Genomic DNA, 26,577 nt, shown 5'->3' with positions numbered 1-26,577 from the left:
AAATCAAGAAAAAAGATCATTGCGTTTACTTTGAAGGAGGAAAAACACATGGAACAACCCCTTTACCAAGAAGCATCTGCTGCATTCTATCGTGAGCTTCCCGTCAAGACGTGTGCCCATTGCGGAAAAGAGATGGATGAACAATGTGAATCCTATCAAACGGAATGCGATGAGTGTGCTGTAACAGAACACTAATAACACATGAAACAATCACTTACTTAGTGGTTGTTTTTTTATTTCTTTTAAACTCTTTCTAAATAAATCGATATTTTTTAGAAAAATCGATTTTCCGTCATCTTTTTGTCATCTGTTTGTTACAAAAGAAACAGTCAGAATGTTACATTATCTGTATATGATATTTTTTGACAAAAGGAGCGACAGACAACGATGGATCCATTTACCTCAAGCCACGCTAGCGAACTCGGTCCACGACCGCGTACAAAAAAAAGAAAGTTTTTCCCTCGATTTTTCTTACTTCTCACACTTGTTTTTCTCGGAGTTGGGGGATATGTCGCTTATCGATACGTTTTTACTCCTGAACAGCAATCCATTACGACAGGTAAATCCATTACTGAAGTACCTATCGTCAATATGGAAAAAGCACGCGTGGAAAAATGGAATGGCGTGACGAAAAAAGTCGCTTATTTAACATTCGAGGATGGTCCATCCGCATTAACACCGGACTTACTACGAACATTGGATCAACTTCAGACTCGTGCCACTTTCTTTTATCTCGGATCACAAGTAGATGCTTTTCCGCAAGAAGTCAAAGCTACTGCTAAAGCTGGACACTATATCGGATTACACGGGGAAACACACGATTACGATACATTGTACGAAAAAGGAAAGTATGTCTCAGAGATGCAAAGTGTTCAGAAGAAAATCCATGAGTTGACGAAGCTAACACCACATTTGACACGACCACCTTATGGCTCTGATCCCGGCATCACGAAAAAAATGGCATCTGCCATTCATTCAGCAGACTTCCGCGTATGGGACTGGTCGATCGATTCAATGGACTGGTATTACAAAGATAGTGCAAAAGAAGTAGCGAATACGGTCATTCGGCGAGCAGAGCGTCCGTTTGAAATCATTCTCTTACATGAACAACCACAAGCCATCAAAGCACTTCCAGCCATTGTTGCCGGACTTCAAAAAAAAGGCTATCAATTCGCGATTTATGATGAAGATTTCCATATTCCGTACAACTTCGCGCAACACTCGAATTTATAAGGAGTTACTATCCAGATGAAAAAAACATTCGTAGCAGTACTGTTCCTGTCGAGCTTTGGACTCGCTGCCTGCTCCAACGATTCACCAGCCTCTCTTCATGAACAGCTAGAGCAACAAGTCAAAGGTGAAGAGAAAGCATTCACGCTAGCTGATCAACGTGCTCGTAAGGATGAAATTTCAGTTAATACGTACCAAGCCGTTCTTGATGCAGGTGCTGAAGAAATCAAACGCTCTCAAAATGAACGAGAGGAATTAGAAGCCTTAAATGACGAACGGCTTGCTTTATTGAAACAAGAAGAAACGTTACGTAAAGAAACGTACGCTGCACTTGATCTTGAAGAATTGCAGGATGCTGTCAACCAACTTGATGGTAAAGCAAAAACAGAAGGAACTGCCTTAGTAGCAATCATCAAGGAACGCCAGCAGACGTTTCAAACGTTCTCGAAAACGTATCGACAAGCGATGGACGCTGAAAAGAAAGTGCTTTCACGCTTGACGAAAAAACCGGATTTCGTTAAGATTGATGAGTCAACAGCGGATTTAAATCGTTTAACACGGAAAGCTACCGCGTCATTAAAGAAGTGGAATACGCTGACCGTTCAGTATAATCAAACGAAAACCCGGCTGTATCGTTTGCTCGACACATCAACTCAATAAATCACACAGGTTGCAACCAAACCCTGTCCAAAAAACCTGGACAAGGCCCCGTTGCAACCTTTTTTGTGTGGTTTTTACTAAAAATGGAGGGAAATTATTCATGCATCGCTCAAAAGCCACTTTATTCGTTCTCATCGGCGCTATCAGTTATGGTGTCCTCTCAACGATCGTCAAACTCGCTTATGCTGCTGGATTCAACTCAGCAGCCGTTTCAGGTAGTCAATTTTTCTTCGGCTGGCTGATGATTTTCGGACTTGCCTTATTTACGAAAAATCTTCGTCTCGATCTTAAAACAGCTGGTCTTCTCATGCTGATCGGTATCTCAAGTGGTACAACTGGTTATCTGTACTATCAAAGTCTTCAAACCGTATCCGCATCCGTTGCAATCATTCTCTTATTCCAATTTACTTGGATCGGTGTCATCATCGATGCGCTCGCATTCAGACGTTTACCTACTCGCGCGCATTTCCTGTCCGCGATTCTACTGATTGGCGGAGCCATTCTTGCGAGTGCGGCTTACTCGAGCCCACTCGACCTGCGTGGAACATTATTCGGTCTTGGAGCGGCTGTCAGCTTCTCCATTTTCTTACTCGCCAGTGGACGCATCGCCAATCATTTACCCGTCATTAAGAAAAGTTTTTACATGATGACAGGTGGTCTTGCTTTCGTCATGACGATGTATCCACCGACGACGTTCTTGTCCTCTGCGAACTTCGAAAATGGACTTCTGTTATACGCGATTCCGCTCGGTCTGTTCGCGTTGATTTTACCACCACTCTTATTTGCTGCTGGCGCACCTCATCTTTCCCCAGCAAGCGTTTCTTTACTTGGAGCGGCTGAACTACCGACAGCAGTCATCTGTTCTGTCTTAATTTTAGGAGAACATCTGATGAGTTCCCAGTGGGTCGGGATCGTCATCATCTTGATCGGAATCTTTTATCCAATCTATCGCTCAAGCAAAACAGCAGCTGTTGCGAACGTACAGCAAAACGACCTTTCCTGAGCTCAGGAAAGGTCGTTTTCTTTACTTCTGTCGTTTCATCGCATCCGCAACGAACTCGACGTCCGTGCCGATGATGATTTGCACGCTAGTCGCCCCCATCTTCATGACACCTTTTGCTCCAGCCGCTTTAATCGCTGCTTCGTCAATGATGTTTGGATCTTTAACTTGAAGACGTAAACGTGTCGCACAATTGTCAATCGACGTGACATTTTCTGTTCCTTTCAATCCGGCAAAAATTTGAGCTGCTTGTTGCTCATATTTATCGTCTGAATCTGTCAAAACGACTCCCGTGTCTGTGACGAGCGATTCATCTTCACGACCTGGTGTCTTCAGATCAAATTTCGTGATCATGAAGTAGAACAGGAAGTAGTAGACGACCGCGAACGCGAGACCAACCGGGATGAGAAGTAATGGTTTTGTGGCAATCCCGAAGTTCAAGGCATAATCAATGAAACCAGCCGAGAAGGAAAAGCCATGTAAAATACCGAGTAAGTTAACGATGGCCATCGATAGACCTGTTAAAACTGCATGAATGACATATAAAACAGGTGATAAGAACATGAACGAGAACTCAATTGGTTCCGTGATACCTGTCAAGAAGGACGTCAATCCAAGACCAATCATCGCTCCAGCAACTGCTTTTCGATTTTCCTTACGCGCAGCCATGACAATCGCAAAAGCTGCAGCCGGTAAGGCGAACATCATGATTGGGAAAAAGCCCGCTTGATAAATCCCAGCTGTCGGATCTCCAGCGAAGAAGCGCGCGATGTCACCGTTCGCGACCGTACCATCTGCTTTTTCATATGAACCGAAGACGAACCAGAAAATATTATTTAAGACGTGGTGTAAGCCGACAGGAATCAAGAGACGGTTAAAGAATCCAAACAGAGCAGCGCCTCCTGCACCAAGACCAACCATCCATTCACCAGCACCGTTGATGCCTTGCTCGATGAACGGCCAGACATAACCAAAGATGAAAGCAAGTACGAGCATGACCGCTGATGTAATGATTGGAACGAAACGACGACCACCAAAGAATGCTAACCAATCCGGTAACTTAATGTTATAGAACCGATTGTATAGAAGTCCTGCGACGATACCCGCGATGATTCCACCAAATACCGCCATATTAACGGTCGAACCGAGTGTCGCCTGATTCGCGATCGAACCAAGTGTCGCTCCGTCGACCTTGGTCGAGGAATCATTGACGATCGCCGCGATCGCATCATACTTCGCCTGAATCTGTGCACTGGAATAATCCTTGTTCATCGAGTCGACGCCATTCTTTAAGACGAGATACCCGATGGCCCCGGCAAGACCCGCTGCCCCACTCGCATCGATCGATAGACCAATCGCGACACCAATGGCAAAAATCAGTGGAAGGTTATCAAAAATAGCCCCTCCTGCTGCTACCATCAACGGAATATCAAGCATATCCGCCGAACCTAACCGGAGCACGATTCCCGCAGCCGGTAATACTGCGATTGGTAGCATCAAGGCTTTACCAATTCGTTGTAGAAACTGCAACATACCTTTCACCCTTTCCTGAATAAAACGATAATGACAGAACAATGTAAACGCTTTTACGTTTTTTATTATTCCACATAAATATCTAAATGACTAGACCTTTATACAAATTATTCATTATCTTTTTTTATAGATATAAAAATTCATTATAGCAGACGCTAAAAACCGGACTAGAGTCATTCTCCAGTCCGGTTTTTCTATTTAATTTCAACGGTCTTAGCGGCGATTCGTATCTTCGAAATTTTGTTGGACGTTTCCGACTGTTTTCTTCGCCTCGCCTTTTACTTGATCTTTTTTACCTTCACGTTCTGTTGATTTATCGCCTGTTGCTTTCCCGAGCGCTTCTTTCGCTTTCCCTGCTACTTTATCGACGAGACCATCTACTTTTTTATTGAGACCACTGTTGTTTGACATAACCATTACCCCCATTTAAAAGTTTTTTTTGCGATAGTTGTCTGTTCCCTTGTCACTGATTTTCAAACGTTTCCTGTATTAAAACCGACACTTACCTAAACAAAAACAACAGTGAACGTCCTGTCCACTGTTGTTTAATCTAAAGCTATTCTTTTTATTGGGCGACGGAAACGCCTAATACTTGTTCAATCCGTTCGAACGCCCAATCCAACTCTTCTTTTGTAATGACGAGCGGTGGTGCAAAGCGAATGACTGTCTCGTGCGTTTCTTTACAGAGTAAGCCTTTTTCTTTCAACGCTTCGCAATATGGTCGCGCTGCTTCTGTGAGTTCAACACCAATGAACAATCCACGACCACGTACTTCTTTAATCATCGGGTTGTTGATTTGTTTTAATTTTCCCATGAAATACGTACCGAGTTCGAGTGAACGTTCCGGTAACTTTTCGTCTTCTAATACTTCAAGTGAAGCAATCGAGACGGCACAAGCGAGCGGATTGCCACCAAACGTCGAGCCGTGTGAACCTGGATTGAAGACGGAAAGGACATCTTTATTCGCAGCAACACATGAGATTGGGAATACACCACCACCCAGTGCTTTCCCAAGAATGTACATGTCTGGTGTTACCTCGTCCCAATCAGAAGCAAACCATTTACCGGAACGACCGAGTCCAGATTGAATCTCATCCGATACGAGCAGAACATTCTGCGCACGACAGACTTCTTGTGCGTCCTTTAAGAAACCATCGTAAGGAATTAAGATGCCCGCTTCGCCTTGAATCGGTTCCAAGATGAATGCCGCTGTATTTTCAGTGATTGCCTGTTTTAATGCCTCAAGATCGCCATATGGAATCGTCTTGATTCCAGGAAGAAGCGGTCCAAATCCCCGTTGGTATTCTGCTTCCGTCGACATCGAGACGGCTGTCATCGTCCGACCATGGAAGTTTCCTTCACAAACGATGATTTCAGCATCACCTGGAATTTGTTTGACTTCATATGCCCAGCGTCGTGCTGCTTTTACTGCTGTCTCGACAGCTTCCGCACCTGTATTCATTGGTAACACCATGTCTTTACCCGTCAATTGTGCTACTTTTTCATAAAAAAAGCCCAGTTGATCATTGTGGAAAGCACGTGACGTCAATGTAATCTTGTCTGCCTGACGTTTTAAGGCGTCGATGATCTTTGGATGACGATGTCCTTGGTTAACGGCTGAATAGGCACTTAGCATATCCATATAGCGACGTCCTTCAGGATCCGTAACGAAGACACCCTCCGCCTCTGAGATGACGATCGGGAGTGGATGGTAGTTATGTGCTCCGAACTGTTCTGTCTGTTGAATGATTTTCTCTGTTTGATTCATCGAAATTCCCCCTCATAACTCTTTAGAAAACGCTTTCAATGTTATTATAGCAGATTCTTTCACATAATCTTCATCTAAAAAGTATCCGAGCGAAAGGATTCTAATGCGTAAGAATTGAATATATTGGGAAAAGACAAGACAAGTGAACCGTCATCTCTTTTCAATATAAAGGAGCGTGCGCACGTAATGGACCGTTCGACCATTGATTCCTATGAAGTCGTCATTCAAGAATTCCCTTTACCCGCTTTCATCCTGAATACTGACTTGACCATCCGTTCTTGGAATGAACTAGCCGAAAGCCAGTGGGGCTGGACACAACAAGAAGTCGTGGGTCAGACTGTTCCACTTCTTGAACGGGAAGACATGGCATTCAGCCAGCAGATTTGGCATGCCTTCTTGGAGCGCCGTCAATCCGTCCAATTACCGAATGCCTCCTTATTGCATAAGACGGGCACTTCTGTAACGTCAACTCTCCTTTTGTCTCCTTTACTTGATGATACAGGAACTGTCATTGCCGCTTTTGCTTGCTGTATCCCTTCAGCTGAGCAACAAACGAATATGAAACCACTCTTCCAAGGATTGATGGATTTGCGTCATGCATTCGATCAGATTGCTTCTGTCGCCGTCTTCGACGCACGAGGAACGATCAAGTACGTGAATGATCAACTCATCGATGTGACAGGATATTGCTCTGAGATGCTTCTCAACCAGCCTTGGTCACTCATCCTAGATCCATCCAGTCCCGTCGTTTCGGGGATTCGTGCACAACTTCGTGAACGAAAAGCATGGTCTGGTCGCCTTAGCCTTACTTCGCAAACGGGCGAACGAAAACATCTCCAAGCGACGCTCATTCCGATCTATGATGCAAACGGTGTTCGTTTTCAGCACCTGTTCATCGGCAACGACATCACGGAAACAGCGGTGCTTGAAGAAGAACTCGATTTTTTAGTGCATCATCATGAGATGACGCACTTATTAAATAAACGCGGATTTTTACGCGAAGGCGAGGCATTATTCCGTTCTGCCGCGTCGCATGATCCGATCGCGCTCATCCTGTTCGATATTGATCGTTTCAAAGTCATCAACGATTCGTTTGGAACACATGTCGGCGATCAACTACTTCAAGCGATGGCAACACGCCTTTTGCAACATACGACAGGTGTACTCGCCTTTCATCCGACGAGTGATCTATTCGGTGTCTTGTTACCTGCGCCCTCGAGCAATCTGCTCTTCCAATATGCTCGGAAATTACAACAAGCACTGCAGCGCCCTTATTATATCAACGGTCATTCATTGATCGTTTCTTGTACGTTCGGGATCACGGTCTATCCGTCGGAAGCCAAAACACTGGAAGATTTATATCGCCGCTCTGAAACAGCTCTATACGCAGGAAAATCAATTGGTACCGGAACGATTCAGTACTTAACACACGAGATGGACACACAATTCACACGGAAAATCCAACTCGAACGTTCTCTCTTCACGGCACTCGAAGATCAATCCCTATATCTTGCTTATCAACCAATCATTGAACTTCAGACACAAGCCGTCAAAGGCTTCGAAGCGTTATTACGCTGGAATCACACGGCACTCGGGAGTATTCCACCAGATGAATTCATCCCACTCGCTGAAGAAGCTTCACTGATCACACCAATCAACAACTGGGTCATCATCGAAGCATGTGAACAGCTCGCGAAGTGGAAACAGACGATTGACCCTGAACTGACGATGGCAATCAATATCTCACCGCATCAGTTTCAAAGCGACTCCTTTATTCGAACGTTGCAACATATCGTAACGGAGCGACTCGTTTCACCATCTTCCGTTACGCTGGAGATGACAGAGAATATCGCGATCTTACAGACACAACGAACAGTCGAACGCATGCACCTCATCAAGTCGCTCGGCTTCCGTTTATCAATCGATGATTTCGGTACTGGTTATTCTTCTTTACAGTATCTCAGTGCTTTTCCAATCGACGAATTAAAAATCGATAAAGTATTCATTGATGGTCTGGCGACAAATGACCACGCCTTGCTCGATTCCATCATTCAACTCGGTCGCAATCTAGAGTTGAATCTTGTCGCTGAAGGTGTTGAGACAGAACACGCGTTAGATTATCTAAAAACAACATCGTGTCAGCATATGCAAGGATTCATTTTCTCTGAACCTCTATCTGTACAGGATGTCGAAAAGAGATTCTTGACACCTTAATCAAAAAAAAGAAGTCACGGTGGATAAAAACCACTGTGACTTCTTTTTGCATAGCGTTTCTTACAATTGAATTTCTCCTACAACCATTCCGTAAACGGCTACTCCTGCTAAGACAACGAGAATCATACTGGCAATCCACTCATAACGTGACATGCCCGTCCGTTGCTGTTCCCGCTCTGCTAAAGCGTACGCGAGAATCCCTGGAGCATAGACTAATGCCGCGATGACGATGTACCAGATACCCGACGCATAGACGAGCCAAATCGAATACGCAGATGCGATGACAGAGAAAAGCAACATTTTCTGATTGCGCTCTTCTCGCGATATCCGAATGCTATACAACGCTGATAATAAATATGGTAATAACGCACAAATCCCAGCGATACTCGACAGGACAAGATAGGTTTGTGCTGAGAAAAGCGCGATTCCAGCGACGACCTGTGTCGCGATTTGTGTAATCAACAGCGCACCGACTGGAGCACCTTTCCGGTTCGTTTTTGCGAATGCTTTCGGAAATGCGCCGTCTTTTGCAACGAGATACGAAATCTCCGATGCGAGAATCGTCCATCCGAGAAGTGCACCGGATAATGAGATAATCAAACCGATCATGATGATCGTCGCACCGATTGGTCCAATCGCTGCCTCTAATACATACGCCATCGTCGGTTCTTTTAATCCAGCTAGTTGTTCTTGACTAAGCACTCCGAGTGATAGGACGGAAATCAAGATATAGATGATTAACACGCCAACAAGTCCTGTTACTGTCGCTTTCCCGACATCACTTCGGTTTTTGGCACGGCTTGATAAGACGACAGCACCCTCAATACCGACGAACGCCCAAAGTGTGACGAGCATCGTTCCTTTTACTTGATCAAAGATCGAACCGAGTTCTGTTCCCTCTCCCCAAATATCCAGATTAAACGTTTTGATATTAAAGGCAATTCCTACTAGAAGAATGAAAATCAAGATCGGGACAAGCTTTGCGATCGTCGTAATCAGATTGACGAGCGTCGCTTCCTTGATTCCGCTCGAGACGAGCCAGAACAATCCCCAAATGACGACCACACTCATCAAAAGGAGGAATATTCGATTTTCTGCTGCGAAAATCGGGAAGAAATAACTAATCGCATTAAACACGAGCGTGATATTCGCAACCGTTCCAATCCACGCCGATACCCAGTATCCCCAAGCACTGTTAAAACCGACGAAACGTCCGAATCCTTCACGCGCATAGGCATAGATGCCGCCTTCGAGCTCTGGTTTACTATTTGCGAGATGCTGGAACACCAGCGCGAGCATGATCATCCCAATCCCCGTAATACTCCATCCAATGAGGATAGGTCCTGCACTTGCACTTTGGGCCATTGCACCAGGAAGGTTAAAAGCTCCTCCACCGACCATGGAACCGATGACCATTGCCGCGAGCGCAAAGAAGCCGATTTTTTGCTGATTCATGATGAGACACTTCCTTTTTCGTATATCTATTACATCTTACGTATATTCATTCGAAAGACACAAAAGTCATTATAACAAATCACCTTTTAAAGTAAAGAAAGGATTTGAGACGAATGAACTGGATCCATGTATTTCAGCTTGAAGACCTTCTAAAACTCCTGTTAGCCGCTACACTTGGAATTTTCATCGGATTCGAGCGTGAAATCAAAAATAAACCGGTTGGTATACGCACTAGCCTCGTAATTACCCTGATCAGTTGTCTGTTAACCATCGTTTCCATCAAATCGGTCTTACTCTACCATGACATGGCGACGAATGTTCAGATGGATCCGATGCGTCTCGTCGCCCAAATCATAACCGGAATCGGTTTTATTGGCGCTGGTGTCATCTTACGTCGACCGCATGATATCGTCAGCGGACTGACGACTGCCGCTATTATTTGGAGTGCAAGTGGGATTGGGATCGCTGTCGGTGCAGGTTTCATCTGGGAGTCGATTTTTCTCGTTCTCTTTCTCTTCCTCTTACTGGAAGGCTTAACTCGGATGATGGGTCGTATCAACAATAGTCGGTTCGAAGCAAATGTCCTCGTTGCGCATCTTTTACTTCCTTCTGGACTTGATCCGACAGACATCGTTCTTGCTCTTGAGCGTAAAGGTGTACGTATTACGAATATGCGTTTACGTGGTGATCCCGTTCGATTGACGTTACGAATGTATTCCCCTCATGCGTTGACCTTATTCCTACTTTATGACTATTTGAAATCGCTTGGACTTGAGGATATAGACCTTGATCAATGAGAATTTTCAGAAAATTTATGTTGCATTTTTAATCACTTTCACTTAAATTAACAATATGTTCACATTTTTCTGAAATATTTAACACTAACTCTTGGGGGGTCATCGTTCCATGAATAAACCATCGAAAATCGCTTTTGCTGGACTTTCCAGCATCGCACTTCTTGCTGTCGCTGCATGCGGGCAAGGAAATGACGAAAACACAAGCGGATCAGATTCGAAAAACAAGAAAAAGGAAGTCACACTCGTTTCGACGACGGATGTACCTCAGTTAGATCCGACGAAAACGACGGACTCGACTTCCATCATCGTCACGAACAACGTTTTTGAAGGGCTGTATCGTCTTGATGGAGATAACAAACCGACACCTGGAATCGCGGAAAGCGTCGAAGTGTCGGAAGATAAAAAAACATATACGTTCAAACTGCGTAAAGATGCGAAGTGGTCAGATGGATCAGCCGTCACAGCAGATGATTTCATCTATGCTTGGAAACGCGCACTTGATCCGAAGACAGCAGCAGAATACGCGTACATTTTACAAGATTTAAAGAACGCCAACAAAATCATGTCTGGCGACGCTGAACTTGATGAGCTCGGTGTCAAGAAAGTCGACGAGCAGACACTTGAAGTCCAACTTGAAGCTCCAGCACCTTACTTCCTTGGTTTGACAAGTTTCCCAACTTACTTACCATTAAAACAATCATTCGTCGAAGATAAAGGCGATAAATTCGCGACAAGTGTTGATACAATGGTCTTCAACGGACCTTTCGTCCTTGATAAGTGGCAAGCGAATGCTGGCTGGACATACAAGAAAAATCCAGATTACTGGGATAAAGCGAATGTCAAGATGGATAAAATCGATGTCAAGGTCGTCAAAGAAATCTCAACTGGCGTCAACCTGTTCGAAGCGAAAGAAGTCGATTTCGCACCAATTACGTCTGAATTCGTTTCGCAGTATGAAAAATCAGATGATTACAAGACGCGTCCAGATGCTCGAATCAACTTCCTTCGCTTTAACCAAAAGAATAAAGCATTGAAGAATAAAAACATTCGAAAAGCACTCGCGCTTGGCTTTGAAAAACAAGGGATTACAGATGTCATCCTAAACGATGGATCAAAACCAGCAAACTTCATCGTCGCGAAAGACTTCACGTTTACACCAGATGGGGAAGACTTCCGCGCGAAATATCCAGATCTTCAAAGCTACGATGCTGACGCCGCGAAAAAAGCTTGGGATGCTGGCTTGAAGGAACTTGGTGTGAAAACAGTTGAACTCAGCATGCTCTCACGAGATGAAGATGCCTTTAAGAAGGTTTCTGAGTACTTAAAAGGAGATCTTGAGAAGCACCTGCCTGGTTTGACGATCAAAATCAAACAACAACCATTCAAAAACTTCCTCGAACTCGAATCGAAGGGAGATTACGATATCTCTGCGGCTGGTTGGGGACCTGACTACCAGGATCCAATGACGTTCCTCGATATGTGGTTAACGGATGGAAGCTTCAACCGGATGGAATACTCGAACAAAAAGTTCGATGATCTCATTAAGGGAGCAAAACAACAAGCAGATGAAGCGAAACGTTGGTCGGACATGCAAGAAGCTGAAAAAATGCTGTTGACAGAAGACTACGCCATCGCACCAATCTACCAAAAAGGGGAAGCTTACTTACAACGGACAAACATTGATAAATTGTACCGTCACCCATTCGGTGCCGATATGAGCTTTAAATGGATGGAAGTAAAATAACCCTTTAAAACATTGATGAACAAGTAGCGGACCTCGTTCCCTACTTGTTTTTTTATTTCCAGACGACATTCTCAAAAAACAACAAAGACCCCTTCTGACGGAGCCATCGGGGGTCTTTACTGTGCAATTTGTTTGTAAAAAGCAATCTCTTCATCCTGTCCTTCCTCAACTGCTCGGAAGAATTCAGCGAAGTATGCATAAAGAACGGTGCGTTCCTCATATGTCGGTCGAGCTTGACGAATGACGGAGAATGCAAGATTTCGCAACTGACGTTTCGTTCGTCGATGTGTCGGTAGGGCATGAAATTGACGCGTGAATGAACGGTAAACATCCGCAATCAAAGCTTCATGTCCTTCAAAATAGGTCTTATCCATAATGATGATCTCCTTTCTAACCTTGTTGTCCTACTGTTTTCTACGACCCTTCTAGATAAAAGTTTCATAGAAAGTGAGATTTCTCACAAACGATATAGAACTTACTATAACAAGCTTTCCAAAATGATTCAACATCCAAACTATTAAGTTTCATTAAGGAATTTTAGCCGTTTTGTAAAGTGGCTTTTTTTGATTTTATCGTAACTCGATTGATAGAAAAACGGTCTGAGTCCCGGAATGAGACTCAGACTCGCGACGGACATCAGTCTGCTTGTACTGAAATATGCTGAAAGTGTTTTACGTCGAATAATCCACTGTCGGTCAGCTTCAATTCCGGAATGACCGGTAAGCAAAGGAATGACATCGTTAAATAGGGATTAAAGGAGCGATCCGCCTCTAACACATCGAGGGCATCATTCAATGCTTCGAGTGTATCTCCAACTTCTTGGAAGGGACGATTCGTCATCAGTCCAGCGATTTCAAGCGGTAACTCAGCAAGTACCTCTTGCCCATTGACGGCAATGACTCCTCCACCTGCTTGGACGAGACGTTCCGCAGCTAGTTGCATTTCCTCATCCGACGCGCCAACGATGACGAGGTTGTGCGAATCATGGGCAACAGTCGCCGCAATCGCTCCGCGTTTCATCTTGAAACCTTTGACGATCCCAACTGCCGAGAAAGATGTCCCATGATGACGTTCAATGACAGCAATCTTTAAGAGATCCTGCTCCGGCACAGGCACGAAATGCCCGTCTTGAAGTGGAACGTCGAGAATCAAGTGCTCGGTGACGATGCTTTTTGGAATGACTCCGATGACATGCGCCCGTGCTGATTCAAGTGGAAGGGCAAATACTTCTGGTGTAATCGGTTTTGTATTCAAGGTTCCACGTAATGACTCCGGCACATAAGCACGTCGAATAGGTCGAATCGTTTTCCCAGCTCGCGCGACGCAATTGCCTTGAATATACACCTCGTCAATCACGACGTTATCGGCATCGGATAACAAGACGAAGTCCGCCCGGCGTCCTGGTACGATGGCTCCCCGATCGTCTAAACGATACGCATTCGTCGCGTGCAACGATGCCATCGCATACGCTGTTTCGCGTTTAATTCCATGACGAATCGCAAAGCGGATATTATAGTCGATCGTTCCCTCTCGTAACGTGTCATCCAAATGTTTATCATCCGTACAGAAGAGGAAACGGCTCGCGTTGCTCTCCGTCACGGCATCGAGTACTTCCTTCAAGTTTCGGGCAGCTGATCCTTCCCGCACTTCGACATACAGACCACGACGCGCTCGGGCGATCGCATCTTCCTTACTGACAGATTCATGATCCGTTCGAATTCCGGCGACACCATAAATGTTAATTTCGCGTGGTCCAAGTCCCGCAGCATGACCATCGACCAGTTTTCCTGCGTCTTCGATCTGTTTAATTTTTTGGAGCATATCGCGATCGGCTCGTTCGACCGCCGGATAATCCATGACTTCTCCTAAACCATGGACACCAGGATGATTGACGAACGGTGCAAGTGCCGCCGCATCAAGTGATGCTCCCGCGTGTTCAAACGAAGTCGCCGGTACGCAGCTGGGTAGCATCATACGGACATCAAGCGCGAGACCTTCAGCATCGTCTAACATGAAGGATAATCCTTCTGCTCCTTTGACATTCGCGATTTCATGCGGATCGGCGATGATCGTCGTGACACCTAACGGTAGAATCGCTTGCTCATACTCACTCGGCGGCACCATCGATGATTCAATATGGACGTGGGCATCAACGAAACTTGGTGCGATGAAAAGTCCTTCTCCCGGACGATTCTCGATTCCCTCATACCCCTCTCCGACAGCAGCAATATAACCTGAATCAATCGCTACATCTGCTGTATATGTCTCACGTGTCATGACATCAATGACTGAAATATTCTGATAGACGACGGCTGCTTTCTCTTTTTTTGCAGCAATCGCGATCAATCGTTCACGCACTGTTTGTTCCATCCTGTCTCCTCCTGTTGTAAGCGTATTTTTACCATCTTACAATTAGTTTGGAAGCTGTTGCAATTTATTTTTTGTAACGTCAAGATGAAAGAGTATCGATTTAATGCCTGAGGGGGAAAAACGCATGAAATATCGTGTCGGTTCACTTGTTCCAAACATCGATCCATCTGTTTATTTAGCGGACGGATCTAAAGTCATCGGAGAGGTCACGATCGGAAAAGACTCATCTGTCTGGTTCAATACGGTCATCCGGGGAGACGAAGGTCCGATTCACATCGGGGAACGCGTCAACATCCAAGATGGTTCAATGATTCATCAGTATGAAGGGTATCCGACCATCATTGAAGATGAAGTGACGATTGGTCATATGGCGATGATTCACGGCGGAATCATTCGAAAAGGAGCGTTAATCGGAATGTCGGCGACGATCCTCGATGAAGCCGAAATCGGAGAAGGGGCATTCGTTGCTGCGGGGAGTCTTGTGCCGCCAAAAATGAAGGTACCTGCCGGCGCGATGGTCATGGGTGTTCCTGCAAAAATCGTCCGGGATATCAGTGACCATGATCGATTCATTATGGAACGAACAGTCCGAAAATACGTGAAACGAGGGCAGCAGTATGCTGACAGTTGTGAAGCCATTACAGAGGATTTGACAAGCTTGTGAAAACGTTTACAAAGTTCACGGGTTCTTAACACCTCCCCTCTTCCGTCTTTACAATTCTTTCGTACACTAAAGGTGTAAGAGATGAATCAAGACACAGAGAGGGGATTTTATATGATTCCAGTATACGAAGAACGCATCATGTCTGATTTGTTTTCATCTACGAATAACCCAAGTTACGGTTTGCCGACGTTACCCGAATCGGAAACGGATTGGTTGACAGTCGAGATCCAAGCACGTATCGTCAAAGATGCCGAGCACCGCCTTGGAACATTAAACCGAGAGGAAGAACGTGTATGATTCAGCAACGCACTGTTCGCGCTTGGCTCGCTAGTCGCATCAAAAAATAATTTAATCACTTGATTACGTATTTTCCAAAACGATATAGCGCGTCAGCGCGCATACAAAAAGAGCCGAAGCGGATTCCCGCCTCGGCTCTACCTGTTTATTTTGAAATTAATCCTTCCTCGATCAAGAAATCACGTGCGACTTTTTCAGGGCGCTGTTTCTCGACATCTGCTTTGTAATTCAATTCTTGCATCTTCTCATCCGTAATCTTATCTTTTAACGTGTTGAGGACTTTCTTCAGCTCCGGATGTTCTTCAAGTGTTTCTTGACGAACAAGCGGTACCGCATAGTATGGTGGGAAGAACTTTTTATCGTCTTCTAGCACTGTTAAATCGAATTTTTGTAACAAACCATCTGTTGAGAAGCTATCGATGACGTTCGTTCGACCATTCGTCAGTGCTGTATAACGGAGTCCTCCATCGACGGGTTGTACATCTTGGAATTTCATGTCCGGGTACTTTTTCTTCAGACCAAGATAACCATCTTCCCGGTTCGCAAATTCGATTGTTGATCCGAGAATCAAACGATCACTGACTTTTGACATATCTGACACCGTCTTCAAGTCATATTTTTCGATATCTTCTTTCGTCATGGCAAGGGCATACGTATTGTTGAAACCGATTGGGTCCAGGACGTCGACCTGACTTTTCTCAGGAATCATCTTCCCGACTTTTGCATAGACCGTTTCCGGATCCGTCTCGACGTCTTGCTTGAGCACGTCGATCAACAAAGTACCTGTGTACTCGACATACGCGTCAATTTCCCCTTTTTCAAGCGCCCCGTAAGCGACTTTCGTCCCCCCGAGGTTCAATTGACGTTCGACTTCCAAATCCGTTTTATCTTCGATTAAATCCGCTAACATATTTCCGAGAATCAATTGTTCCGTAAAGTTCTTCGATCCGATGACGATTTTATCTTCCTTGAGGAAAGAGTAAGCGACCGTTCCACCGATTAACAAGAAGACGATACTTGCGATCGCGATCTTACGTCCAGCTGGCATCGCCTTGCGACGCTTCCGTGCCTTATTCTTGATTCGACCATCTGCAAGTGGAATCCCATTTGGCGCCACGGAGTATTCAATCCGACTGACGACGAAGTCGATGACAAGAGCTAAAATACCGGCTGGAATTGCTCCGGCAAGAATCTGGTTATTATCAACCGTTTGAATACCTGAGAAGACGAGATAACCAAGACCACCGGCACCAATGAATGCTGAAATCGTCATCAAACCAACAGCTGTAACGGCTGAAATTCGAATCCCTGCCATCATGATCGGCAAAGCAAGTGGAATCTGAACCTTACTGAGGATTTGCCGATCCGTTAAACCAATTCCTTTAGCTGCTTCGAGCGTGTCCCCTGGAATGCTCGACAGACCCGTGTACGTATTTTTAACGATTGGCAAGAGTGAATAAAGCACGACCATGATGATCGCTGGTGTCGATCCGATACCAATGAACGGAATCAAGAAACCGAGTAAAGCAAGACTCGGAACGGCCTGCACGACGCTCGTCAGCGCAAGGACAGGCTTCGCAAACTTTTGGTAACGGGTGATCAGGATCCCGATCGGAATCCCGAGAACGACCGCGATGACGACGGCAAAGACTGTCAGCTGTAAGTGCTCTAGCAATAAATCACCGATCTGATCGGTATTATTTTTTACATAATCAAAGAATCCGCTCATTGGACTTCCTCCTCATGAATGAATTGCTCACTCAAGACGGAAAGTAAGCTACTACGCGTGATCAACCCTCTGAGTTTTCCTGTTGCATCCGTTACTGGTAGATAACCAGTCTCTTCCTGATTCATGACTTCAAGAACGTCGAGTAATGAATCATGTTCATTAACGGCGATGATTTCGCCCTCCATCACTTCTTCGATCCGTTGACTCTTATCCGCTATCGTCTGGATGTTCTTCAACTTAATTAGCCCTTGTAAGACGCGGTCACGATCGGTAATCAACAAGCTGTCGACTTTGCGTCCACGCATGATTTCAATTCCCTGCAACAACGTCCGTTTGCCACTGATTGAAACCGGGTCCTCGATCATGATGTCTTCTGCCTTGATGTATTCTGGACTACTCCAGATTTTATTTTTTCCGATGAACGATTCGACATATTCATCTTTTGGATGACGCAAGATTTCTTCTGGAGTATCGAACTGAACGATTTCCCCATCACGCATGATACATATCCGATCCGCTAACTTGATCGCTTCATCCATATCATGGGTGACGAAAACGATCGTCTTTTTCACTTCTTCTTGCAAGTTAAAGAGCTCTTCCTGTAGATCGTTACGAGTAACGGGATCGAGTGCACTGAATGGCTCATCCATCAAGATGACATCAGGGTCATTCATCAGAGCACGCGCGAAACCGACACGTTGTTGTTGTCCACCACTGAGTTCGCTCGGGTATCGATCGATGAATTGCTTTGGATCAAGCCCGACCATCGTCAACAGTTGTTCTGTCCGTTGATCCATCTCATCGTGGTTCTTCCCCTCAAGCCCAGCAATCAATTGAATGTTTTCCCGGACCGTCATGTGAGGGAACAAGCCTGTTTGTTGGATGACATATCCCATATGACGTCTTAATTCGATCGTATCCGTCTTCATGATGTCCTTCCCGTTGACTAAAATCGTACCTGAAGAAGGTTCAATCAATCGATTGATCATCTTAAGTGATGTCGTCTTCCCACAACCACTTGGTCCGATGAAGACAACGAGTTCACCCTTTTGAATCTCGAGCGATAAGCCTTTCAAGACGACATTGTCCTTAAACTGCTTACCGACGTTTTTGAATTCGATCATTCCTTCTCACTCCTTTTTACTATTTCCATATATTATGGTTTCCCAAAAAGATTACGGTTTAAACAAATTTTCTGTAATTTAGTTTTATTTCTTTGCAAAACGGGAATTTCTTAGTTCTTTTTTTAAAATAAAGGGAATACCTTAATAAAGAGTACTTGTAAAACATGTTTTTGATGAAGGAGGTACTAGACGATGAACATCAAGAAACCCACCATCATGATGATCGGACTGCTTCTCCTGACTCCACTTTCAATCCCCTCACAGGTCGATGCAGCGAGCTCTACTTTTGTCACAAAAGGAACGACGACACAAAAAGTCGTCGCATTGACGTTTGATGACGGTTCAGATGGAACGAACATTGCCAAAATCTTGAGTATCTTAAAAAGTAACCAAGTGAAAGCGACTTTCTTTTTGACAGGCAGTGGTGCAAACAATCATCCTCAATCGATCAAAAACATCACAACCGCCTCTCCTACACACCAAATCGGCAATCACTCGTATTCGCATCCGGATTTTACGACCTTAACAGCAAGCCAGATGACAAGTGAATTATCCCGAACAGAATCCCTCATCCGGTCCTTGACCGGAAAAACGACGAAACCAATTTTCCGGGCGCCGTTTGGTGCAAGTAACAGTAACGTGTTGAGTACCGTTGGTGCAGCAGGTTATACGAAAACGATTCAATGGAATATTGATACGACGGATTGGAAAGGCATCTCTTCAACAGCCATCTTGGATCGTGTAATACCAAAAGTCGTTCCCGGATCGATTATTCTGATGCATACCGGTGCTGGTGCGAAAGGAACACCAACCGCCTTGCCAACGATGATTTCAAAACTCAAAGCAAAAGGCTATTCGTTCGTCACGATTTCAGAACTGTTACGGTCACCGACTTCAACCGGTACGACGTATACCGTCAAAGCTGGCGATACACTCTATTCCATCGCCCGCAAATACAACGTCTCGGTCTCTGCCCTCGCGAGTGCGAATAACATCACGAACTGGAATCTGTTGAACGTCGGTCAAGTCTTGAAAATTCCAACAACGACTTATACGGTCAAAGCCGGTGATACACTTTACTCGATTGCGACACGATATGGTGTCACCGTCACAGCATTGATGCAGGCAAACAACATTACGAATCCGAACCTATTGCTCGTTGGACAAGTCTTAAAAATTCCAAACTGAATCTGCTGATCGCAACAAAAAAAACGATCCCTCTCTATTCAAGAGAAGAATCGCTTTAGATCGCATGCATGAAATCGGCGCGACAGCGTCGGTTTTTTTATCCTCTAGTTTGACCCCGCACCTCTTACGACTCTGATCGGACCCCATTGATTCCAAGATCACACTGAATCAAATCCGCATACGTTTGTCGACGGACGACTTCACGGGATTCCCCGTCCCGAACGAAGATAAGTGCTGGACGTAAGAACTGGTTATAGTTGCTTGCCATCGAGAAGTTGTATGCCCCCGTTCCAAAGACAGCAAGGGTATCGCCACCGTTCGGTGTGACCAACTGTGCTTTTTCAGCGACGAGATCCCCTGATTCACAAGCTGCTCCAACGACCGTCACTTCGGCCGTCTCACCACTCATCCGGTTTGCGATGACCGTTTCATACACGGCACCGTAAAGTGCTGGGCGAATGTTATCCGTCATTCCACCATCGACCGAAAGATATGTTCGGACGCCTTCGATTTCTTTGATGGCCCCGACCGTATACAGTGTCGTTCCTGCATTCGCAACGACCCAGCGCCCTGGCTCGATCCCGATTCGTGGACGTTCGATGCCGAGTCGCTCCGTTTCCGTCTCGATCACGTCCATGACGCGTTCGATCGTCGCTTCAAAATCAAGCGGTTGATCGTCCTGTGTATAGGCAATACCGAAGCCACCGCCAACATTAACTTCGCTGACTGTGAAGCCATGATGCGCACGAATCGTTTCGACAAAGCCCATCATCGTCCGAGCCGTCTGTTCGAACAGTGACGGATCTTGGATTTGTGAACCGACATGACAATGGATGCCGAGTAACGATAGATGTTCCGATGCTAAAATTGCTTCGATTGCGTCCAAGTAATCTGACGCATGCGTTGAGAAACCGAATTTCGTATCGACACCACCCGTTTGAATTTTCGCATGCGCTCCCCCGATAACTTGTGGCACGATCCGGATCAGGACATGAACCGTTTGACCAGCTTGCGCTGCGATCGCTTCCAGTTGTGCAATTTCGGCAAAGTGATCGATGACGATCCGTCCGACACCTTCCTCGACGGCATATTGAAGATCAGCCGTCGATTTATTCGAACCATGGAAATAGATTCGTTCTGCCGGAACACCGGATTGGCGGGCGATGAAAAGTTCCCCCCCCGTAACGACATCGATTCCTAGACCATGACGCACGACTTGTTCGTACACGGCACTGACCGTCAGTGCTTTAGAAGCGAAGGAAGCATACGTGTTCGGATACTTATCAAGGAAGTGTTCCCGGACGGTCGCCAATCGATCCGTCAGCTCCCGCTCTGCCATCACGTACAATGGTGTTCCGTACTGTGCTGCAAGATCGGTCGCTGCGACACCATCGATGTGCAACGTATTGTTTTCTTCTGTCAGGTATTGACTTCCATACATAATAAGTTCCTCCTTATAGATACTGATGCGTCAAACGCCACGACCGGGCGCACATCTGCTCTGAATTGTTCGCTGCTCCTGTCCGGGTGATATCGTCAATTTCAACGCCATCCCCGTATAACACGACCTCGTCTCCAACCTCAATCGTTCCATCGACAGCGACGAATGTATGACTCATGAATAATTTATTGATGACCGGATAAGGTTTTTCTTTGATGTGAACAGGCAACGCGGCACGCCCACGGACGACACCGTCTCCATAGCCGACGGGTAAAATAGCAATCCGCATCGGTTCTGCACTCGTAAAGTTCGTCCCGTATCCCACATGCTCACCCGGTCCAATTTCGCGAATTTCAACGACCTCCGTCGTCATCCGTAGCGAAGGAACGAGCCAGTCCATCTTTTCAATCGGTGAATAGCCGAATAAGAAGATGCCCGGGCGGACATAGTTACAAAATGCGAGACGCGGATCGTGTTTGACGATCGTCGCACTGTTTTCCGAGTGCATATACGTAAACGTATGGCGCTTTCGTAACACATCGGCAATGGCGACGAAACGTTCGACTTGTCCATCGTGATCCGCATCCGGTTCATCGGCAAGCGGAAAGTGTGTATATAAACCTGTTAAAGCGAGCGAATCTGCTTGCGCAAGCGCAAGAACAGCTTCCGCCTCTTGAAGCGAACTGACACCAAAACGATTCATCCCGACGTTGATCTTCAAATGTAACTCGATTCCCTGCAGCTGTTTACTGTTTAGGGCGAGCCATTCTAGCGATGAGACACCGAGTGCGATTCCGAAACGTCGTGCTGTTTCAAAATCCTCCGTCGGATTCATCACCAGTACATAACTGTCTGGAAAATTCGTTTTGATTTCAATGGCTTCATACAACTCAGCGACAGCAAAGTGATGCACATCGGATGCCATCAGCGTCTCGACCATCTCGAGCATACCTAAGTTATACGCATTGTTCTTGACCACGGCAAAAATACGTTTACGTGACCGAGCGAAGACCGATGCGACGTTCTGTCGCACCGCCTTCCGATCGATCGTGACGAGTGTACGCGTCGTCATTCTGCGACAGCGGGTGTCACGTACGTCAACCAATCCGCATATTGCGGCAATTGACCTGTGACGGCTTGACGGTAAAGATCGAGCAACTCATCTGCGACGTTCCGTGTTCCGCCGTTGATCGAGATATGATCGATTTCACCGACACTCGTGATTTCAGCAGCTGTTCCTGTTAAGAAGATCTCATCTGCGACATACAGCTCATCGCGTCCGATATGACGTTCGACGACAGGATAGCCTTGATCTTGTGCCAAACGGATGATGACTTGGCGTGTGATACCGTCGAGTACTGAACAATCAAGTGACGGTGTATGAATCGTTCCGTTTTTAAGAAGGAAGAGATTCGCAACACTCGCTTCACTGACGTTACCGTTCATGTCGAGTGCGATAGCTTCATCAAATCCATCACGGATCGCTTCACCTTTTAAGAGTTGTGAGTTCATATAGTTCGCAGCCGCTTTCGCTTGCATCGGCATCATCGTTGATGAGACACGGCGGTATGATGCGACTTTTGCCCGGATGCCAGCGCCTTTATCGAAGTATTCCCCAAGCTCCCAGCAAGAGATGCCGACATGAACCGTTGTATCTTTCGCCATCAATGCTTGCCATGGCGTACCGAGGAACACGAATGGACGGATATAACAAGATTCGAATCCGTTTTTCGCAATTAGATCAATCGTCGCTTGGACGAGTTCATCAACCGTATACGGAATCGTGACGTGATAATACGCACAACTGCGGAAGAGACGTTCGATATGTTCCTTCAATTGGAAAATCGCCGGTCCGTCCGGTGTCGCGTATGCACGAATTCCTTCAAAGAATCCACTACCGTAGTGAATCGCATGTGACATGACGCTCGTGTTCGCATCTTTCGGATCATGAAAGACTCCATCTAACCAAATTGCTTCTCCATACTGTGTATCCACTGCCATGTGTTTTCCTCCTCTTCGACGTCAATCAGAGTGAACGTAAATCATCCACCAATTGCGTCTTCTCTTCTGTTTTCGCATCTTTCTGTTTGATGACACGTGCAGGTGTTCCAGCAACGACGCTTCCAGCAGGTACGTCTTCTGTGACGACACTACCAGCAGCGACGACGGCATCTTTGCCGACTTTGACGCCTTCAAGAATGACTGCATTTGCACCAATCAAGACACCGTCTTCAATGATGACAGGTGTTTTTGAAGGTGGTTCGAGGACACCCGCGACCACGGCACCTGCGCCGACATGAACGTTTTTCCCGATCGTCCCACGTGCACCGACGACAGCGTTCATATCAATCATTGTACCATCTCCGATTGATGCACCGATATTGATGATCGCACCCATCATGACGACTGCGTTGTCACCGATGACGACATGATCACGAATCCATGAACCTGGCTCGATGCGCGCATTCAAGTGACGTGTATCAAGCATTGGTACCGCACTGTTGCGACGGTCATACTCCACGTGAACATCCGTGATGCGATCTGAATACTTTTCTAAGAAAGTAGCCGCAAGTCCTGCATCCGCGAAGAAAATCTTTGATTCATCTGATCCGAATGCAGTAGCGCCTTCGATCGTCAAGCCCGCCAAATCGCCGTTGACGTACAGTTTTACCGGTGTTTGTTTTTTAGCATCTTTAATGAATTTAGCAATTTCGTAAGCATCAGTGAGTAACATGTGAATCCTCCTGTGTGTAGAGCGTCTCTAATGTATAGAGTCCCGCTGTTTTTTGAATGAGTGCTTCAGCTGCTTTGATCGCACCAGAAGCAAATACTTTTTTCGATAACGCCGTATGTTTGATTTCAATTAATTCGTCGACACCTGCGAATAAGACTTCGTGTTCTCCGAAGATCGTTCCACCGCGCATCGCGTGCATCCCGATCTCGTTCGTCTCGCGCTTTTGCCGCGTCTGTGACCGATCATATACCGGTGTGACGTCACGTGCCGTCTGAATCGTTTGCAATAACAACTCAGCCGTTCCGCTTGGCGCATCGACTTTTTGGTTGTGATGTTTCTCGAGCAATTCGATGTCATACGCTCCTGCTAGTGGTACGAGTGTCTTCAGCAGTTGCTGCACCATCGCGATGCCGTACGACATATTGTACGACTGGAAGATCGGAATTTCTTTTGCAGCGTCCTTGATCGATGCCAGTTCCGCCTCCGAAAAACCAGTCGTCGCGATGACGAGTGGTGTTTTTGTCGCCAGCCCGTATGCGAGCAGATCCGGTAGCAAACTCGGATGCGAGAAGTCGATGATCGCATCGACCGTCTCTGACATCTCCGTTAGCTCGGCATATGAAACGATCGTATCGGATGACTTCGTCCGGTCAACGATCGCCACGACACTTTGTGGTGCGAGTTCGACGACGTATTGTCCTGTCGCCCCGTAACCGTGTAACGCGAGTTTCATCGAACCACTCCTTTGTAAGCCCGCATCGTTTCGAGTAAGTGGGCGTGTCCTGCTTCTGATTGACGGACGAGCGGCAAGCGTGGCGCACCGACAGCAAAGCCGAGTTCTTCAAGCGATGCTTTGACTGGAATCGGATTGACGTCACTGAACAAGGCACCGATGACCGGTAACAAGTCTGCCTGAATCCGGCGCGCCGTGACGAGATCTTGCGCGAGTAACGCCTCAGCAAGTGCTTGTGTCTCTGCCGGGTACGGATTCGAAAGAACTGAGATGACGCCTTGTGCCCCCCATGCCATGTATGGCAGGATTTGATCATCATTTCCACAGAAGACGGCGAAGTCTTCCGGAATCGCCGCCATCAGTTCACCCATGAAGCTGACATCTCCACTCGCTTCCTTAAACGCTTGGATGCGTGGATGACGTGCTAACGTCACTGCGGTTTCGACTGCGATCGCAACGCCTGTCCGCGACGGAACGTTGTACAGCATGATTGGTAATTCGGTTGCATCAGCGACCGCCGTGAAGTGTGCGACGAGCCCGGCTTGTGATGTTTTGTTGTAGTACGGTGTGACGAGCATCGCTGCATCCGCACCAAGGCGTTCTGCGAGTAACGTCTTCTCGATTGTTACTGCCGTGTTGTTCGAACCCGTTCCGGCAATGACGGGTACTCGTCCTGCCGTGACTTGAACGGCAGTCGTCAATAGTTGTTCGAATTCCGTGTTTGTCAGTGTCGAACCTTCTCCTGTCGTCCCTCCGACGACAAGTGCCTGAATCCCTGCTGCGAGTTGTTGCTCGATCAAGCGTTCGAATACGTGTAGATCCAACTCGCCTGCTTCATTAAATGGTGTGACGAGCGCTGTACCTGCTCCTTTGAACATGAAGAACTCCTCCTTTTTTATGAATGAATCGACTGTTCGATGGCTTGGCGTGCGACTTGTACGGCGTTTGACGCGGCACCTTTTCGGATGTTGTCGGCTACACACCAAAGATGGAACGTATTCGCGAGACTATCATCTTGTCGAATTCGTCCGACATAGACATCGTCCGTTCCACTCGCGTCAAGTGGCATCGGATAACGCGTATTCGCGACATCATCGACGAGGACGACGCCCGGTGCGCTTTCCAGTGCTTCACGGATCGCTTCGACCGTTGTCGGTTGTGTAAACGTGACGTTGATCGCAACCGAGTGAGAGTTCGTGACTGGAACCCGGACACATGTCGCACTGACTGGTAATGCTGGAAGATTGAAGATTTTCCGTGTTTCATCAATCATCTTCTGCTCTTCTTTCGTATAGCCGTTCTCAAGGAACACATCGATATGCGGCAAGATGTTATCGTGAATCGGATGTGGATAATTGACGGGTTCTTCTCCGCGTGCCCCGCGTGCCAGATCCTCGATTCCTTTTTGACCTGAACCGGATACGGCCTGATACGTCGTATAGTTGACGCGTTCGAATCCTAGTGACTGGAGCGGTGCTAAGGCGACGACGGATTGAATCGTCGAACAGTTCGGATTTGCGATCAAGCGGTCTGTCGTCTGAATCGCTTGCGGATTGACTTCTGGCACGACAAGTGGAATCGTCTCCTCCATTCGGAAGGCACTTGAATTATCAACGACGAGTGTTCCGTTTTCGGCTAGTAACGGGGCATATTGCTCACTGATCGTTCCGCCCGCTGCGAACAACGCGACATCGATCCCGTCTTCCGTGATGTTTGGCGTCAGCGCTTGGATCGTAATATCTTCTCCCTTGAACTGCACCGTGTTCCCTGCTGAACGAGCAGAAGCGTAAGCGGACAGGCGGCTGACCGGGAAGTCCAGTTCGGCGAGTACTTGTAACATTTTTTGACCGACGGCGCCGGTTGCTCCGATGACGGCTACATGATACATGCTGTTTT

Annotated in this window: 25 protein-coding genes; 10 read left to right on the top strand and 15 right to left on the bottom strand. The window is 46.4% G+C overall.

Translation table 11 applies throughout. From position 1 onward, the window contains the following. Positions 1–48: 48 nt before the first annotated feature. The 4 genes from yhfH (at position 49) to ITJ88_RS12375 (ending at position 2,893) form a co-directional block, all read left to right on the top strand. Positions 49–195 (top strand): protein YhfH, encoded by a 147-nt coding sequence (gene yhfH / locus ITJ88_RS12390; RefSeq protein ID WP_064505459.1) that lies wholly within the window; start codon positions 49–51, stop codon positions 193–195. A gap of 411 nt (positions 196–606) precedes the next feature. Further along, the gene (locus ITJ88_RS12385) at positions 607–1,233 is read left to right on the top strand and encodes a polysaccharide deacetylase family protein (protein ID WP_370567813.1); all 627 of its coding nucleotides are present in this window, start codon (positions 607–609) and stop codon (positions 1,231–1,233) included. Positions 1,234–1,248: 15 nt separating this feature from the next. Beyond that, entirely contained in the window at positions 1,249–1,890 is a 642-nt protein-coding gene (locus ITJ88_RS12380; RefSeq protein ID WP_195865872.1) for a YkyA family protein, read from the top strand. A 100-nt stretch (positions 1,891–1,990) separates the two neighbouring features. Further along, positions 1,991–2,893 carry an EamA family transporter gene (locus ITJ88_RS12375; protein ID WP_195865871.1) on the top strand — a complete coding sequence of 301 codons (903 nt, stop codon included), beginning with the start codon at positions 1,991–1,993 and terminating at the stop codon, positions 2,891–2,893. A gap of 21 nt (positions 2,894–2,914) precedes the next feature. On the opposite strand, the gene nagE is transcribed toward ITJ88_RS12375, so the two are convergent. The 3 genes from nagE to ITJ88_RS12360 form a co-directional block, all read right to left on the bottom strand. Continuing rightward, a complete protein-coding gene (gene nagE / locus ITJ88_RS12370; protein WP_195865870.1) occupies positions 2,915–4,423 on the bottom strand; it encodes an N-acetylglucosamine-specific PTS transporter subunit IIBC in 1,509 nt (502 codons plus the stop codon). A gap of 213 nt (positions 4,424–4,636) precedes the next feature. Then, a complete protein-coding gene (locus ITJ88_RS12365; protein WP_023467139.1) occupies positions 4,637–4,834 on the bottom strand; it encodes a CsbD family protein in 198 nt (65 codons plus the stop codon). 154 nt (positions 4,835–4,988) lie between these two features. Beyond that, the gene (locus ITJ88_RS12360; RefSeq protein ID WP_195865869.1) at positions 4,989–6,191 is read right to left on the bottom strand and encodes an ornithine--oxo-acid transaminase; all 1,203 of its coding nucleotides are present in this window, start codon (positions 6,189–6,191) and stop codon (positions 4,989–4,991) included. Between the two features lie 186 nt (positions 6,192–6,377). On the opposite strand from ITJ88_RS12360, the gene ITJ88_RS12355 reads away from it, so the two are divergent. Further along, positions 6,378–8,405: a putative bifunctional diguanylate cyclase/phosphodiesterase gene (locus tag ITJ88_RS12355; protein ID WP_195865868.1), complete on the top strand. Its 2,028-nt coding sequence runs from the start codon at positions 6,378–6,380 to the stop codon at positions 8,403–8,405. Between the two features lie 60 nt (positions 8,406–8,465). Here ITJ88_RS12355 and ITJ88_RS12350 read toward each other — a convergent pair whose 3' ends face one another. Next, positions 8,466–9,863, bottom strand: a complete 1,398-nt coding sequence (locus ITJ88_RS12350) for a basic amino acid/polyamine antiporter (protein WP_370567822.1) — start codon at positions 9,861–9,863, stop codon at positions 8,466–8,468. A gap of 110 nt (positions 9,864–9,973) precedes the next feature. Between ITJ88_RS12350 and ITJ88_RS12345 the strand changes: the two genes are divergently transcribed. Beyond that, positions 9,974–10,657, top strand: a complete 684-nt coding sequence (locus tag ITJ88_RS12345; protein WP_195865866.1) for an MgtC/SapB family protein — start codon at positions 9,974–9,976, stop codon at positions 10,655–10,657. A 109-nt stretch (positions 10,658–10,766) separates the two neighbouring features. Then, entirely contained in the window at positions 10,767–12,401 is a 1,635-nt protein-coding gene (locus tag ITJ88_RS12340; RefSeq protein ID WP_195865865.1) for a peptide ABC transporter substrate-binding protein, read from the top strand. 116 nt (positions 12,402–12,517) lie between these two features. Here ITJ88_RS12340 and ITJ88_RS12335 read toward each other — a convergent pair whose 3' ends face one another. After that, positions 12,518–12,775: a hypothetical protein gene (locus ITJ88_RS12335; protein ID WP_023467133.1), complete on the bottom strand. Its 258-nt coding sequence runs from the start codon at positions 12,773–12,775 to the stop codon at positions 12,518–12,520. A gap of 262 nt (positions 12,776–13,037) precedes the next feature. Next, positions 13,038–14,771 (bottom strand): adenine deaminase, encoded by a 1,734-nt coding sequence (ade, locus tag ITJ88_RS12330; RefSeq protein WP_195865864.1) that lies wholly within the window; start codon positions 14,769–14,771, stop codon positions 13,038–13,040. Positions 14,772–14,895: 124 nt separating this feature from the next. Between ade and ITJ88_RS12325 the strand changes: the two genes are divergently transcribed. Both ITJ88_RS12325 and ITJ88_RS12320 read left to right on the top strand, forming a co-directional pair. Continuing rightward, on the top strand, positions 14,896–15,435 hold the full coding sequence (locus tag ITJ88_RS12325) for a gamma carbonic anhydrase family protein (protein ID WP_195865863.1): 540 nt from the start codon (positions 14,896–14,898) through the stop codon (positions 15,433–15,435). A gap of 111 nt (positions 15,436–15,546) precedes the next feature. Next, a complete protein-coding gene (locus ITJ88_RS12320; protein ID WP_050678068.1) occupies positions 15,547–15,732 on the top strand; it encodes a hypothetical protein in 186 nt (61 codons plus the stop codon). Between the two features lie 145 nt (positions 15,733–15,877). Here the strand turns inward: ITJ88_RS12320 and ITJ88_RS12315 are convergent, their stop codons facing one another. Both ITJ88_RS12315 and ITJ88_RS12310 read right to left on the bottom strand, forming a co-directional pair. Continuing rightward, positions 15,878–17,461 carry an ABC transporter permease/substrate-binding protein gene (locus ITJ88_RS12315; RefSeq protein ID WP_195865862.1) on the bottom strand — a complete coding sequence of 528 codons (1,584 nt, stop codon included), beginning with the start codon at positions 17,459–17,461 and terminating at the stop codon, positions 15,878–15,880. Then, positions 17,458–18,585 carry an ABC transporter ATP-binding protein gene (locus tag ITJ88_RS12310; protein WP_195865861.1) on the bottom strand — a complete coding sequence of 376 codons (1,128 nt, stop codon included), beginning with the start codon at positions 18,583–18,585 and terminating at the stop codon, positions 17,458–17,460. Before ITJ88_RS12310 ends, ITJ88_RS12315 begins: the two co-directional genes overlap by 4 nt. 192 nt (positions 18,586–18,777) lie before the next feature. Here ITJ88_RS12310 and ITJ88_RS12305 point away from each other — a divergent pair, with 192 nt between their 5' ends. Then, positions 18,778–19,773, top strand: a complete 996-nt coding sequence (locus ITJ88_RS12305) for a LysM peptidoglycan-binding domain-containing protein (RefSeq protein ID WP_195865860.1) — start codon at positions 18,778–18,780, stop codon at positions 19,771–19,773. A gap of 124 nt (positions 19,774–19,897) precedes the next feature. On the opposite strand, the gene lysA is transcribed toward ITJ88_RS12305, so the two are convergent. From lysA to ITJ88_RS12270, 7 genes are read right to left on the bottom strand one after another with little or no spacing between them, the layout of a single operon-like run. Then, positions 19,898–21,214: a diaminopimelate decarboxylase gene (gene lysA, locus ITJ88_RS12300; RefSeq protein WP_195865859.1), complete on the bottom strand. Its 1,317-nt coding sequence runs from the start codon at positions 21,212–21,214 to the stop codon at positions 19,898–19,900. A gap of 13 nt (positions 21,215–21,227) precedes the next feature. Then, positions 21,228–22,286, bottom strand: coding sequence for an alanine racemase (gene alr / locus ITJ88_RS12295; RefSeq protein WP_195865858.1), 1,059 nt, complete (start codon positions 22,284–22,286; stop codon positions 21,228–21,230). Beyond that, entirely contained in the window at positions 22,283–23,215 is a 933-nt protein-coding gene (locus ITJ88_RS12290; RefSeq protein ID WP_195865857.1) for a branched-chain amino acid transaminase, read from the bottom strand. Before ITJ88_RS12290 ends, alr begins: the two co-directional genes overlap by 4 nt. A 25-nt stretch (positions 23,216–23,240) precedes the next feature. Continuing rightward, positions 23,241–23,948 carry a 2,3,4,5-tetrahydropyridine-2,6-dicarboxylate N-acetyltransferase gene (gene dapD, locus ITJ88_RS12285; protein WP_029340774.1) on the bottom strand — a complete coding sequence of 236 codons (708 nt, stop codon included), beginning with the start codon at positions 23,946–23,948 and terminating at the stop codon, positions 23,241–23,243. Further along, on the bottom strand, positions 23,935–24,681 hold the full coding sequence (gene dapB / locus ITJ88_RS12280; RefSeq protein ID WP_195865856.1) for a 4-hydroxy-tetrahydrodipicolinate reductase: 747 nt from the start codon (positions 24,679–24,681) through the stop codon (positions 23,935–23,937). Before dapB ends, dapD begins: the two co-directional genes overlap by 14 nt. Further along, positions 24,678–25,559 (bottom strand): 4-hydroxy-tetrahydrodipicolinate synthase, encoded by an 882-nt coding sequence (gene dapA, locus ITJ88_RS12275; protein WP_195865855.1) that lies wholly within the window; start codon positions 25,557–25,559, stop codon positions 24,678–24,680. The genes dapB and dapA overlap by 4 nt, the downstream gene beginning before the upstream one ends. Before the next feature lie 17 nt (positions 25,560–25,576). Further along, the gene (locus ITJ88_RS12270; RefSeq protein ID WP_195865854.1) at positions 25,577–26,569 is read right to left on the bottom strand and encodes an aspartate-semialdehyde dehydrogenase; all 993 of its coding nucleotides are present in this window, start codon (positions 26,567–26,569) and stop codon (positions 25,577–25,579) included. Between the last annotated feature and the right edge of the window lie 8 nt (positions 26,570–26,577).

The sequence above is a fragment of the Exiguobacterium abrahamii genome, assembly GCF_015645365.1.
In the GTDB taxonomy this organism is placed as follows: Bacteria; Bacillota; Bacilli; order Exiguobacteriales; family Exiguobacteriaceae; genus Exiguobacterium_A; species Exiguobacterium_A abrahamii.
This window is presented reverse-complemented; position numbering and strand designations above follow the sequence as displayed.